We start from the raw sequence: 12,928 nt of genomic DNA, 5'->3' as shown, positions 1-12,928 counted from the left end.
TCGTTCTAGCTGCGCTATGATAGGTACAGAATTTCCAGGAGGAACGCATGAATATTATCGCCATTATGGGGCCGCACGGCGTCTACTACAAAGATGAGCCCATCAAGGAGCTGGAACAGGCGCTGTTGGCGCAAGGCTTCAAAATTATCTGGCCGCAAAATAGTGCCGACCTGCTGAAGTTTATCGAGCACAACCCGCGTATCTGTGGGGTGATTTTTGACTGGGATGAATACAGCGTCGATCTGTGCGGTGAGATTAATCAGCTCAATGAATATCTACCGCTTTATGCCTTTATCAATAACCATTCGACGATGGACGTCAGCGCACACGACATGCGCATGGCGCTGTGGTTCTTTGAGTATGCGCTGGGTCAGGCTGACGATATCGCGACGCGTATTCGCCAGTACACCAACGAATACCTGGATAACATTACGCCGCCGTTTACCAAAGCGCTGTTCACCTATGTGACAGAAGGCAAGTACACTTTCTGTACGCCGGGGCACATGGCGGGAACGGCCTATCAAAAAAGCCCGGTAGGCTGCCTGTTTTATGATTTCTTCGGTGCCAATACGCTGAAAGCCGACGTGTCGATTTCGGTGACGGAGCTGGGTTCCCTGTTGGATCACACCGGCCCGCACCTCGAGGCGGAGGAGTACATTGCCCGCACCTTTGGCGCCGAGCAAAGCTATATGGTGACGAACGGTACCTCAACGTCGAACAAAATCGTTGGGATGTATGCGGCGCCGAGCGGCAGTACGCTGTTGATTGACCGTAATTGTCACAAGTCGTTAGCGCACCTGCTGATGATGAGCGACGTGGTGCCGCTGTGGCTGAAACCGACGCGTAACGCGCTGGGTATCCTTGGCGGTATCCCCAAGCATGAGTTTACTCGCGATAGCCTGCAGCAAAAGGTCAATACGACCGACGGCGCGCAGTGGCCGGTGCACGCCGTGATCACCAACTCGACCTATGACGGGCTGCTGTATAACACTAATTGGATCAAACAGACGCTCGACGTGCCGTCGATTCACTTTGACTCGGCCTGGGTACCGTACACCCACTTTCATCCCATTTACCAGGGGAAAAGCGGCATGAGCGGCGATCGCGTGCCGGGGAAAGTGTTCTTCGAAACCCAGTCGACCCACAAGATGCTGGCGGCGCTATCGCAGGCGTCGTTAATTCACATCAAGGGCGACTACGACGAAGACACCTTTAACGAAGCCTTTATGATGCATACCTCTACCTCGCCAAGTTACCCGATCGTCGCTTCGATCGAGACGGCTGCGGCGATGCTGCGCGGCAACCCGGGCAAAAGGCTGATTAACCGCTCGGTAGAGCGCGCGCTGCATTTCCGTAAAGAGGTACAGCGGCTGCGTGAAGAGTCCGACAGTTGGTTCTTTGATATCTGGCAGCCTGAGCAGATAGATCAGGCCGAGTGCTGGCCGGTATCGCCAGGGGAAGACTGGCACGGTTTCAGCGATGCGGATGCCGACCATATGTTCCTCGATCCGGTAAAAGTCACGATTCTGACGCCGGGGATGGATGAACAGGGCAATATGAGCGATGAGGGGATCCCGGCGGCGCTGGTGGCGAAATACCTTGATGAGCACGGCGTGGTGGTCGAGAAAACGGGGCCGTATAACCTGCTGTTCTTGTTCAGCATTGGGATTGATAAAACCCGGGCAATGGGGCTGCTGCGCGGGCTGACGGAGTTTAAACGCGCTTACGATCTCAATCTGCGGGTGAAGAATATGCTGCCGGATCTTTATGCTGAAGATCCTGATTTTTATCGCAATATGCGTATTCAGGATCTGGCTCAGGGGATCCACCGTCTGATTCGTCAGCACGATCTGCCGCGCCTGATGCTGCGCGCCTTTGACGTGCTGCCGGAAATGAAGCTCACGCCGCACCGCGCGTGGCAGCGGCAAATCAAAGGCGACGTCGAAACCGTTGCGCTGGAAGATCTGGTGGGGCGTATCTCGGCCAATATGATCCTGCCGTACCCGCCGGGCGTGCCGTTGCTGATGCCGGGTGAGATGATCACCGAACAGAGCCGATCGGTGCTCGATTTCCTGCTGATGCTCTGTTCGATCGGGCGACATTATCCGGGCTTTGAAACCGATATCCACGGAGCAAAACGCGATGAAAACGGGGTCTACCGGGTGAGAGTCCTAAAAGAGAGTCAGGGGCTTGCGCGATAACGCCCGGCGCGGGTAACGTGCTGAGAAACGGTTAACGGAGAGACAGGATGCTGGGACTAAAACAGATTCATCACATTGCGATTATTGGCACCGACTACGCGAAAAGTAAGGCTTTCTACTGCAATATTCTCGGCTTTACCCTGCAAAGCGAGGTGTATCGAGAAGCGCGCGATTCGTGGAAGGGTGATCTCGCGCTAAACGGCCAGTACGTGATTGAGCTGTTTTCTTTCCCGTTCCCGCCCGCGCGGCCCAGCCGCCCGGAGGCCTGCGGGCTGCGCCATCTGGCCTTTAGCGTTGCGGATATCGACGCTTCGGTGGCGCATCTGGAGGCGCACGGGGTTGCCTGTGAGGCGATTCGCGTCGATCCGTACACCGGCAAGCGCTTTACCTTTTTCACCGATCCTGACGGCCTGCCGCTGGAACTCTACCAGCAGTAAGGCTTGCCAGCGACCGTCCGGCCCGGTAACGTGCCGGGCGAGACTTTTCACGACACGATAACGATGACGCCATCTTCTCTCGAACAGCAGCTTTCCCCCCATCGCCAGTTTCTGGTGGCATTTAGCGGCGGGCTGGACTCAACGGTTTTGTTACATCAGTTGGTGTGCTGGCAACGACAGAACCCAGGCGTTACCCTGCGCGCCATTCATATTCACCACGGCATCAGCCCGCATGCCGATAGCTGGGTCGCACACTGTCAACGGGTGTGCGACGAGTGGCAGGTGCCTCTGGCGGTTACCCGCGTCACGCTGACCGGGCAAGGGGCAGGGCTCGAGGCCGAAGCCAGAGAGGCACGCTACCGGGCGTTTCGTGAGGCATTGCGGCCCGGAGAAGTGTTGCTGACGGCGCAGCATCTGGACGATCAGAGTGAAACGCTGCTGCTGGCGCTTAAGCGCGGCAGCGGGCCTGCCGGGCTGTCGGCCATGCCGCGGCGCGCGGCCTTTGCCGGTACTCAACTTATTCGTCCTTTGCTGAATGAAAGCCGCGCTGCGCTGCTAGGCTGGGCGCAGCAGCACGGGCTGTGTTGGATTGAGGACGAGAGCAATCAGGATGATGCCTACGATCGGAACTTCCTGCGTCTGCGCGTTTTACCGCTGCTGAATGCCCGCTGGCCGCACTTTGCCGACGCGGCGGCGCGGAGTGCGGCGCTGTGCGGTGAGCAGGAGCAACTGCTGGATGAACTGTTGGCCGACGAGCTTGCTCACCTGCTTTCAGAAACGGGCGCGCTGGCGATTAATCCGCTATACGACATGAGCGGGCCAAAGCGTGCGGCATTACTGCGGCGCTGGCTTTCCCACCATGGTGCCGCGATGCCGTCGCGCGAGATGCTGGCGCGGCTGTGGCAGGAGGTCGCGTTAGCGCGTGAAGATGCCGCACCGCGTCTACGTCTGGGGAACTTTGAGGTGCGCCGCTTTCAGCAGCAGCTGTGGTGGGTGCAAGCGCATGAGGGGCAGAGTGGAACGACGTTAGCCTGGGTCAGCCCCGATAGGCCGCTGGATTTGCCGGATGGCCTTGGGCGAGTGAGCCTGATCCCGGGGGGCGAGATTCGACCTCCACGCGCCGACGAGCCGGTTTCTATTCGCTTTAAAGCCCTCGGAATGCTGCATATTGTTGGTCGTCACGGCGGGCGCAAGCTGAAAAAAATCTGGCAAGAGCTCGAGGTACCGCCATGGCAGCGCGATACCACGCCGCTGCTGTTTTATGGTGACACATTGATTGCGGCTGCGGGGCGGTTTGTTACGCTGGATGGGAAGCGTGAAAGCGGAGAAGGGCTACAGTTTTGCTGGCAAAAAACGGGCAGCTGAGCTGCCCGTTTCGCTATTATGACTCGCTGACAACCACGGTGCCTATCTGAGGGTGGCTGAAGCTGGCAATCCGATCGAGACGGAGTTCGCGCTGTTCTCCCGCGTTGTCGACGACCAGATACTCCACGTTCTTACGCGAGAGCAGATCGTGGGCTTTGGCTTGCAGTACTTCGCCATCTTTCAGTTGCAGAGAGAGGACGAGGTGGTGCTGGCAGGCAAGCTCAAGGTTGTCATAGTCATCACAGTTGATGGGTTGATAAGTATCATTCATTGACATAATCGCTCACCAGTAAGTTTGCCGCCGCGTACGCGGCTTTTTCCCTGACTGACTCCGACACGGCGTCATCCGCCGCAACGTCGTTCAAAACTTTCAGTACACAGCCTAGCGCATCCGGGATATACCCTAAATCACCGCTCGCAATTTCGGCGTAGCGTTGGCGAATCAACTCACAATAGTTGCCCACATGCCCTCCTGTCAGCGCTTCAATTAAGCCTATGAAGATAATCTCTGTTTAGCAAGGTGACTATATCACACTCATTTAAGCAATATCAGCGGGATGAGCGGCGGCAGGCGCGCCTTTTGGCGTTGATTTCGTTACAATGACCACCATTTTTTGCAGGAGTTTAGCCATGGCGCTGAAAGCAACGATTTATAAAGCAGTGGTCAACGTCGCAGATATCGACCGTAGCCAGTTCCTGGACGCGTCCTTAACCCTCGCGCGCCACCCGTCCGAAACCCAGGAGCGTATGATGCTGCGCCTGCTGGCGTGGATTAAGTATGCCGATGAACGGCTGCAGTTTACCCGCGGGCTCTCTTCTGACGATGAACCGGAGGTCTGGCTGCGTAACGATCATCTGGGCATCGATCTGTGGATTGAACTGGGGCTGCCGGACGAACGGCGGATCAAAAAAGCCTGTAGCCTGGCGCAAGAGGTGGCGTTGTTCACCTATAATAGTCGTGCCGCAGAGATTTGGTGGCAGCAGAATCAGAGCAAAATGGCAGGCTTTAAAAACCTCAGTATCTGGTATCTCGACGATGAACAACTGGCGAAGCTTAGCACATTTGCCGAGCGTACGATGACGCTGCAAGCGACCCTTCAGGAAGGCGCAATCTGGCTATCTGATGCTCAGAATAATCTGGAAATTCATCTGACGCCGTGGCAAATCACGGCATGATTACGCTTTCCCGGCAGGTGAGCATTCCGGAGGATGAGCTGACAATCACCGCTATCCGGGCGCAGGGCGCGGGCGGACAGCATGTGAATAAGACCTCAACGGCTATTCACCTGCGTTTTGACATCCGTGCCTCAAGCCTGCCAGAGTATTACAAAACGCGTTTGCTTGAGGCCAGCCATCACTTAATTTCTGCTGATGGTGTGATTATCATTAAGGCGCAGGAGCACCGTAGCCAGGAGATGAATCGCGAAGCAGCGCTTGCCAGGCTGGTGGCGGTGATCCAGACGTTAACCGCAGAACAAAAAAGCCGACGCCCCACGCGCCCGACCCGCGCGTCAAAAGAGCGGCGGCTGAATTCAAAAGCGCAGAAATCTTCGGTGAAGTCCTTGCGCGGGAAAGTTCGCTACTAAGCCGGACGTGGATGTAATAACAATAAGGAATTGAGGGTGAAAAAAGCGATATTAGCCATTGCGGCGACGGGAATGCTGTTCGGCCTGTTCGGGTGTAACCATTCGGAAGTGACTGCCCTCAAGCCGACGCAGCAGGCGGAGTTAACGCCGATGCAGCAGAGCTGGCGCGGCGTATTGCCATGCGCTGATTGCGAAGGCATTGAGACCTCGCTGTTCCTCGAGAAGGACGGTACCTGGGTCATGAATGAACGCTATCAGGGCGTGCGCCGCGAACCGTCGTCATTTGGTTCTTACGGTACCTGGGCGCGTACTGCCGACAAGCTGGTCCTGACCGACAGCCAGGGCGAAAAATCGTACTATCGGGTGAAAGGCGAAAAGCTGGAGATGCTTGACCGTCAAGGTAACCCGATCCAATCGAAGCTGAACTATACGCTGGAGCCCGCGAAGGCCAGCCTGCCGACCACGCCGATAGCGATGCGCGGCATGTACTTCTATATGGCGGACGCGGCGACGTTCACCGACTGTGCAACAGGCCAGCGCCTGGCGGTTGCCAACAATGCCCAGCTGGAACGCGATTATGCCGCGGCGCAGGGCAGCAGTAGCCAGCCGATTCTGCTGGTGGTGGAGGGGCACTTTACCCTTGAGCCCAACCCGGATACCGGCGCGATGGTCAAAACGCTAGCGACCGATAAAGCCGGGACATTCTCGCCGGGTAAAGACTGTACCAGCGTGAAATAACGGTATCTGTAGGCCTGATAAGCGTAGCGCCATCAGGCAATTTGGTTCCGCTTGCCGGATGGCGGCGTAAACGCCTTATCCGGCCAGCTATCATAAAAAAGCCTCGCAAATGCGAGGCTTTTTTTGTCGCCCGAACCAGGCGTTAACGCCTGGTTCGGGAGGCCACTGAGCGGATTAGCCCTTAATCGCTTTCAGCAGATAATCGACGATGTCGCCGGTTTTAATCAGCTGTTTCTCGCCGTTACGACGGTATTTGTATTCGATATCGTCGTTGTCGAGGTTACGGTCGCCCAGCACGATGGTGTGCGGAATACCGATCAGTTCCATATCGGCGAACATCACGCCCGGACGCTCTTTACGGTCGTCCATCAACACGTCAATTCCGTGAGCGCGCAGCTCTGCGTACAGTTTCTCCGCCAGCTCTTGTACACGGTAGGATTTGTGCATGTTCATTGGCAGAATGGCGACCTGGAACGGGGCGATGGCGTCAGGCCATACGATGCCGCGATCGTCAAAGTTCTGCTCAATAGCGGCCGCCACCACGCGAGTCACCCCGATACCGTAGCAGCCCATGGTCAGCGTCTGGTTACGCCCGTCTTCGCCCTGTACCGAGGCCTTCATGGCTTCAGAGTACTTGGTACCCAGCTGGAAGATGTGACCGACTTCGATGCCGCGTTTGATCATCAGCGTGCCTTTGCCATCCGGGCTCGGGTCACCGGCGACCACGTTACGGATGTCTGCCACTTCCGGCGTCGCCACGTCGCGATCCCAGTTGATGCCAAAGTAGTGCTTACCGTCGATGTTCGCACCGGCGGCAAAGTCGCTCATTGCGGCAACGGTACGGTCGATGATAACCGGAATCGGCAGATTGACCGGGCCCAGAGAGCCCGGACCTGCGTTGACCAGCGCACGAATTTCTTCTTCGGTCGCGAAGGTCAGCGGGCTGGCAACCTGCGGCAGTTTTTCCGCTTTGACTTCGTTCAGCTCGTGATCGCCGCGAACCAGCAGGGCAATCAGCGGAGACTTGCTGTCTTCTACCGCTTTCACCAGCAGGGTTTTCACGGTTTTTTCGATTGGCAGGTTGAACTGCTCAACCAGCTCGGCGATGGTTTTTGCGTTTGGCGTATCAACCAGGCTCATTTCCTGGGTCGCCGCCGCGCGCGGTTCTTTCGGTGCAAGCGCTTCGGCAAATTCAATGTTGGCCGCGTAGTCGGAGGAGTCAGAGAAGATCACGTCATCTTCGCCGCTCTGCGCCAGCACCTGGAATTCATGAGAGGCATTGCCGCCGATGGAGCCGGTGTCAGCCTGTACCGCACGGAAATCCAGACCCATACGGCTGAAGATTTTGCTGTACGCGGCGTACATGGCGTCGTAGGTTTCCTGCAGCGATTCCTGAGAGGTATGGAAAGAGTAGGCATCTTTCATCAGGAATTCGCGCGAACGCATCACGCCAAAGCGCGGGCGTACTTCGTCACGGAATTTAGTCTGGATCTGATAGAAGTTCAGCGGCAGCTGTTTGTAAGAGCTCAGCTCGTTACGAATCAGGTCGGTGATGACTTCTTCGTGCGTTGGGCCGAGAACGAAAGAACGGTCACCGCGGTCAGCAATGCGCAGCAGCTCCGGGCCATACTGTTCCCAACGGCCGCTCTCTTCCCACAGTTCGGAAGGCTGAACCACCGGCATTAACACCTCGATCGCACCGGCGTTGTTCATCTCTTCACGCACGATGTTTTCGACTTTTTTCAGGACGCGCACGCCGGTCGGCAGCCAGGTATATAACCCGGAGGCCAGCTTGCGGATCATCCCGGCGCGCAGCATCAGCTGGTGGCTGATGACTTCGGCGTCGGCAGGCGTCTCCTTCAGAGTGGAGAGCAGGTATTGGCTAGTACGCATGTTGTTACGGTTCCAGTTGGACGACAGAACAGGCTCCAGATGAGCCTGGTACAAAACAAAAGTGGTTTAGTTTACCAGCGAGAAAGGGATGTCAAAAGAGTACGCGACGCAAATTAGCGGGCTTCCAGCGCAAAGACCTCAAATCCTGAGGGCGTGACGCGCCAGCGGACGTTAAAGTCCAGCAGCCAGACGGCGTAGGTTTTGCCTTCTTCCTCATTTTTACGATAGGCAGGACGCGGGTCCTGCGCCAGCACTTCGGCAATAAACTGGCGAAGGCGCGGGTAGCGCGTTTCCAGCCCGAGCAACTGCTGGGTAATGTCTTCGCTGAAGCTGACGTTTACGCCGGCCTGAGGCGCATCCTGTGCATAGCTGGCACGCGCGTCGGGTAGCGCCTCGGCAAACGGCAGATACGGTTTGATATCAACGACCGGCGTACCGTCGACGAGATCCAGCCCGCCCAGTTCGAGAATCACATGCTCTTTATGGCAGCGAATGCCCCGCAGTTCGACCAGCGACATCCCGATGGGGTTGGGACGGAAGGTGGAGCGGGTTGCAAACACGCCCATTCGTGCGTTGCCGCCGAGACGGGGAGGACGCACCGTCGGGCGCCAGCCGCCTTCCATCGTTTGATGAAAGACAAACAGCACCCACAGGTGACTGAAGTCTTCCAGGCCGCGTACGGCATCGGCCTGGTTGTAAGGGGCAAGCAGGTGCAGCTCGCCGCTACAGCTTTTGACCAGGCCCGGTTGACGCGGCACGGCAAACTTCTCTTTATAAGGAGAGCGGATAACGCCTATTTGCTCGAAGGAGAAGTGGCTCATTTCGCGCTAACGTTGAGGGCCGACCCGATGCAAACCGCCTGACGATAGCAGCCCGGAGCACCGCTGGTCACTTCGCAGCTGTGCAGCAGTACCGCGTTTGCCTTCATTTTAGAGGCATTGATCTGCATACGCTTGCGCGCCGTTGGGATGTTCGGCGGTGAATCCTGGTTAGTTGCCTGGCAAGAGTCACCGGACACTTCGCCTAAGTCGCGGAACGGTTTACCGACCAGATCCTCGGCGTTGGTAATAATGCGTACCGGCGTCGCGCGCGGCGCTTTGGGTTTCGCGGTCTCCGTTTTGACGGGGGTCGCTGTGCTTTGAACGGGTTCAACAGGAGATCTGTTTAGCATGGAGCAGCCACCTAACAGGAGTGCTAATAAACAGACCGGTAAAGCACGCATAGTAATTCCTCTATAAAGGGTAGACCAGGGGGCTATTGAATCAGGTGCTTGCATAAATGACAAGACGGGCATGCGCCCGTCTTGAAAGATACTGCGGAGGGGGAAGGCGATTACCAGCCTTTAACCGCACCGCCGTTAAAGATTTTGTTCGCCGCTTCGTACACTTCGTCAGACTGGTAAGCCTGAACGAATTTCTTCACGTTTTCCGCGTCTTTGTTGTCTTCGCGAGTCACGATCATGTTGACGTACGGAGAGTCTTTACCTTCAACGAAAATACCGTCTTTTGCCGGGGTCAGGTTGATCTGGCTAGCGTAGGTGGTGTTGATGACGGCCAGCGCAATCTGCGCATCGTCCAGGGAACGCGGCAGTTGCGGCGCTTCCAGTTCAACAATCTTCAGGTTTTTCGGGTTCTCTACGATGTCCAGAGAGGTCGGCAGCAGGCCAACGCCGTCTTTCAGTTTGATCAGACCTTCTTTTTGCAGCAGCAGCAGGGAACGGCCGAGGTTAGTCGGGTCGTTAGGCACTGCAATCTGGGAGCCCGGCTGCAGCTCGTCCAGGGATTTGATTTTTTTAGAGTAGCCAGCAATCGGATACACGAAGGTGTTACCCACGGAAACCAGCTTGTAGCCACGGTCTTTGATCTGCTGATCGAGGTACGGTTTATGCTGGAAGGCGTTGGCGTCAATATCGCCTTTGCTCAGCGCTTCGTTCGGCAGCACGTAGTCGTTGAAGGTCACCAGTTCAACGTCCAGGCCGTATTTTTCTTTCGCGACTTTCTGTGCGACTTCAGCAACCTGCTGTTCCGCACCGACGATCACGCCGACTTTAATATGGTTTGGATCTTTCTCGTCCTGGCCGCAACCAACAAGTGCCAGAGAACCAATCAGGGCTCCAACTGCCGCAAAGGTTTTAAAATTGAACGCCATGCTTATTTCCTTAAACTTTTAAGTTGTGTTGTGTGTAACGCTATTTATGAGTGACTGCCCGGACGATACGATCGCCAGATAGTTGAATTAAATAAACCAGAACGACCAGCAATACCAGAACTGTATTCATTACGACCGCATTATAGCCAATGTAGCCGTACTGATAGCCAATCTGCCCCAGACCGCCGGCACCAACGGCACCGCCCATCGCTGAGTAGCCGACCAGGGTAATCAGGGTAATGGTTGCCGCGTTCACCAGGCCCGGCAGCGCTTCCGGCAGCAGGACTTTACGCACGATCTGCATCGGCGTCGCGCCCATTGCGCGGGAGGCTTCAATCAGCCCGGTGGGGATTTCCAGCAGGGCGTTCTCGACCATGCGGGCGATAAACGGCGCAGCGCCGACCGTCAGAGGGACAATTGCCGCCTGCAGACCGATGGATGTGCCCACGATCACGCGGGTAAACGGGATCATCCATACCAACAGGATAATAAACGGAATAGAACGGAAGATATTCACCAGCGCAGAGAGGACGCGGTAGAGCTTGCCATTCTCAATGATTTGCCCTGGACGCGTGGTATAAAGAAGCACGCCGACCGGCAGACCAATCACAAAGCCGAAAAAGCCCGACACAAACGTCATGGCCAGCGTTTCCCAGACGCCGCGCGCCAGTAACCACATCATGGCCTCAGACATAACCCAATACCTCTACTTTTACATGGTGTTGCTGCAGCCAGGCGATGGCTGCCTGCGTATCTTCTGGCGCGCCGTGCATTTCAGTCAGCATAATGCCGAACTTCACGCCGCCCGCGTAATCCATCTGCGCGCTAATAATGTTGTTGTTTACGTTAAAGCGGCGTGCGGTTTCCGACAGCAGCGGAGCGTCGACCGAATGGCCGGTAAACTCCATCCGCAGCATCGGTACGCTGTCGGTGAACGGTTCCGCCTTAAGACGCGCCTGATAATCTTCCGGAATATCGAGGTGCAGCGTGGACTGAATAAACTGCTGCGCCAGCGGCGTTTTCGGATGAGAAAAGACTTCGCTCACCGTATCCTGCTCGATAAGCTCGCCGTTGCTGATGACTGCCACGCAGTCACAGATGCGCTTCACCACGTCCATTTCATGAGTGATGAGCAGAATCGTCAGACCCAGGCGGCGGTTAATGTCTTTCAGCAGTTCGAGGATGGCGCGAGTGGTCGCCGGATCCAGCGCGCTGGTGGCTTCATCGCACAGCAGCACTTTCGGGTTACTGGCTAACGCACGGGCAATCGCCACGCGCTGCTTCTGGCCACCGGACAGGTTTGCCGGGTAGCTATCGTGCTTATCGCTCAGACCAACGAGGTCCAGCAGCTCAGTGACGCGACGCTTCACTTCATCTTTAGGGGTGTTGTCGAGCTCGAGCGGCAGCGCAACGTTGCCAAATACCGTGCGTGAAGAGAGCAGGTTAAAGTGCTGGAAAATCATGCCAATCTGGCGACGAGCTTTTGTCAGCGCCGATTCGGACAGCGCCGTCAGTTCCTGGCCGTCAACCTGCACGCTGCCATCAGTAGGACGTTCGAGCAGGTTAACGCAGCGAATCAGCGTACTTTTACCGGCACCGGATGCGCCAATGACGCCATAAATTTGTCCCGCAGGCACGTGCAGGCTAACGTTGTTTAGCGCCTGAATAGTGCGGTGGCCCTGCTGGAACACTTTGGTGATATTCGAAAGTTTAATCATTAGATTATTTATTATCGGTTAGGAGTTATCCGCGGCATTTTGTTCTGCCCTGGACGGGCGATGACCGTCAACAAAACGGATGTTAAGGCATCTAGACGTCTAAATCAATCTGATTTATGCGATCGACGCTTTCTTGCCTGTCGAAACATGCGATACTAAGCACACATGCCTTATTCAGGAGCAACACGGTGGCAAAGTCCGTACCCGCTATTTTTCTCGATCGTGATGGCACGATTAATGTCGATCATGGCTACGTTCATGAAATAGATGCGTTTGAGTTTATTGATGGCGTCATTGACGCGATGCGTGAATTAAAAGAGATGGGCTACGCCCTGGTTCTGGTGACCAACCAGTCGGGTATTGCTCGCGGGAAATTTACCGAAGCGCAGTTTGAAACGCTGACGGAATGGATGGACTGGTCGCTTGCCGACCGCGGTGTCGATCTGGACGGTATCTATTATTGCCCGCATCATCCGCAGGGAACAGTAGAAGAGTATCGTCAGGTGTGTGATTGCCGTAAACCGCATCCGGGTATGCTGAAGTCGGCACAGGACTATCTGCACATTGATATGGCTTCTTCTTATATGGTTGGCGATAAAGTTGAAGATATGCAGGCAGCCGCTGCGGCGGGCGTAGGCACGAAAGTATTGGTGCGCACCGGTAAGCCGGTCACCGAAGACGCCGAAAAAGCCGCAGATTGGGTGATTAATAGTCTGGCGGACCTGCCTGCAGCCATCAAAAAGCGGAAATAATCGACAAAAAGGTGAAAAGGTGAGCGGTTGAAAGAAAAATGCATTTTCCCTCTTGTCAGCCAGAATAAACTCCCTATAATGCGCCTCCAC

15 protein-coding genes are annotated in these 12,928 nt (G+C 56.0%); 7 read left to right on the top strand and 8 right to left on the bottom strand.

The window, feature by feature from the left end:
- Positions 1–47 precede the first annotated feature (47 nt).
- The 3 genes from H7R56_RS20005 to tilS all read left to right on the top strand — a co-directional run bounded on the left by H7R56_RS20005 (position 48) and on the right by tilS (position 4,003).
- Complete coding sequence (locus H7R56_RS20005; protein WP_106925592.1) at positions 48–2,201, top strand: lysine decarboxylase LdcC; 2,154 nt, start codon at positions 48–50, stop codon at positions 2,199–2,201.
- A 47-nt stretch (positions 2,202–2,248) separates the two neighbouring features.
- Positions 2,249–2,638, top strand: coding sequence for a VOC family protein (locus H7R56_RS20000; RefSeq protein WP_106925594.1), 390 nt, complete (start codon positions 2,249–2,251; stop codon positions 2,636–2,638).
- A 63-nt stretch (positions 2,639–2,701) separates the two neighbouring features.
- Positions 2,702–4,003 (top strand): tRNA lysidine(34) synthetase TilS, encoded by a 1,302-nt coding sequence (gene tilS, locus H7R56_RS19995; protein WP_181357977.1) that lies wholly within the window; start codon positions 2,702–2,704, stop codon positions 4,001–4,003.
- A gap of 16 nt (positions 4,004–4,019) precedes the next feature.
- On the opposite strand, the gene rof is transcribed toward tilS, so the two are convergent.
- Both rof and H7R56_RS19985 read right to left on the bottom strand, forming a co-directional pair.
- Positions 4,020–4,280: a Rho-binding antiterminator gene (rof, locus tag H7R56_RS19990; RefSeq protein WP_106925596.1), complete on the bottom strand. Its 261-nt coding sequence runs from the start codon at positions 4,278–4,280 to the stop codon at positions 4,020–4,022.
- Positions 4,267–4,467, bottom strand: coding sequence for a YaeP family protein (locus H7R56_RS19985; RefSeq protein ID WP_106925598.1), 201 nt, complete (start codon positions 4,465–4,467; stop codon positions 4,267–4,269). The genes rof and H7R56_RS19985 overlap by 14 nt, the downstream gene beginning before the upstream one ends.
- Before the next feature lie 166 nt (positions 4,468–4,633).
- On the opposite strand from H7R56_RS19985, the gene H7R56_RS19980 reads away from it, so the two are divergent.
- The 3 genes from H7R56_RS19980 to nlpE are packed head-to-tail and all read left to right on the top strand — an operon-like array spanning position 4,634 to position 6,327.
- Entirely contained in the window at positions 4,634–5,179 is a 546-nt protein-coding gene (locus tag H7R56_RS19980; protein WP_106925600.1) for a YaeQ family protein, read from the top strand.
- Complete coding sequence (arfB, locus tag H7R56_RS19975) at positions 5,176–5,589, top strand: alternative ribosome rescue aminoacyl-tRNA hydrolase ArfB (RefSeq protein WP_106925602.1); 414 nt, start codon at positions 5,176–5,178, stop codon at positions 5,587–5,589. The genes H7R56_RS19980 and arfB overlap by 4 nt, the downstream gene beginning before the upstream one ends.
- 36 nt (positions 5,590–5,625) lie before the next feature.
- Complete coding sequence (nlpE, locus tag H7R56_RS19970) at positions 5,626–6,327, top strand: envelope stress response activation lipoprotein NlpE (protein WP_106925604.1); 702 nt, start codon at positions 5,626–5,628, stop codon at positions 6,325–6,327.
- 174 nt (positions 6,328–6,501) lie between these two features.
- Here the strand turns inward: nlpE and proS are convergent, their stop codons facing one another.
- The 6 genes from proS to metN form a co-directional block, all read right to left on the bottom strand.
- A complete protein-coding gene (proS, locus tag H7R56_RS19965) occupies positions 6,502–8,220 on the bottom strand; it encodes a proline--tRNA ligase (RefSeq protein ID WP_106925606.1) in 1,719 nt (572 codons plus the stop codon).
- A gap of 113 nt (positions 8,221–8,333) precedes the next feature.
- Complete coding sequence (tsaA, locus tag H7R56_RS19960; RefSeq protein ID WP_106925608.1) at positions 8,334–9,041, bottom strand: tRNA (N6-threonylcarbamoyladenosine(37)-N6)-methyltransferase TrmO; 708 nt, start codon at positions 9,039–9,041, stop codon at positions 8,334–8,336.
- Positions 9,038–9,442 carry an Rcs stress response system protein RcsF gene (rcsF, locus tag H7R56_RS19955; protein ID WP_106925610.1) on the bottom strand — a complete coding sequence of 135 codons (405 nt, stop codon included), beginning with the start codon at positions 9,440–9,442 and terminating at the stop codon, positions 9,038–9,040. The genes tsaA and rcsF overlap by 4 nt, the downstream gene beginning before the upstream one ends.
- Positions 9,443–9,552: 110 nt before the next feature.
- Entirely contained in the window at positions 9,553–10,368 is an 816-nt protein-coding gene (metQ, locus tag H7R56_RS19950) for a methionine ABC transporter substrate-binding lipoprotein MetQ (protein WP_106925613.1), read from the bottom strand.
- A 40-nt stretch (positions 10,369–10,408) separates the two neighbouring features.
- Entirely contained in the window at positions 10,409–11,062 is a 654-nt protein-coding gene (locus tag H7R56_RS19945) for a methionine ABC transporter permease MetI (RefSeq protein ID WP_106925615.1), read from the bottom strand.
- Positions 11,055–12,086, bottom strand: coding sequence for a methionine ABC transporter ATP-binding protein MetN (gene metN, locus H7R56_RS19940; protein ID WP_106925617.1), 1,032 nt, complete (start codon positions 12,084–12,086; stop codon positions 11,055–11,057). Before metN ends, H7R56_RS19945 begins: the two co-directional genes overlap by 8 nt.
- A 188-nt stretch (positions 12,087–12,274) precedes the next feature.
- On the opposite strand from metN, the gene gmhB reads away from it, so the two are divergent.
- Positions 12,275–12,838: a D-glycero-beta-D-manno-heptose 1,7-bisphosphate 7-phosphatase gene (gene gmhB, locus H7R56_RS19935; RefSeq protein ID WP_106925619.1), complete on the top strand. Its 564-nt coding sequence runs from the start codon at positions 12,275–12,277 to the stop codon at positions 12,836–12,838.
- Positions 12,839–12,928: the final 90 nt, after the last annotated feature.

The sequence above is a fragment of the Klebsiella sp. WP3-W18-ESBL-02 genome (assembly GCF_014168815.1).
Lineage (GTDB): Bacteria > Pseudomonadota > Gammaproteobacteria > Enterobacterales > Enterobacteriaceae > Kluyvera > Kluyvera ascorbata_B.
This window is presented reverse-complemented; position numbering and strand designations above follow the sequence as displayed.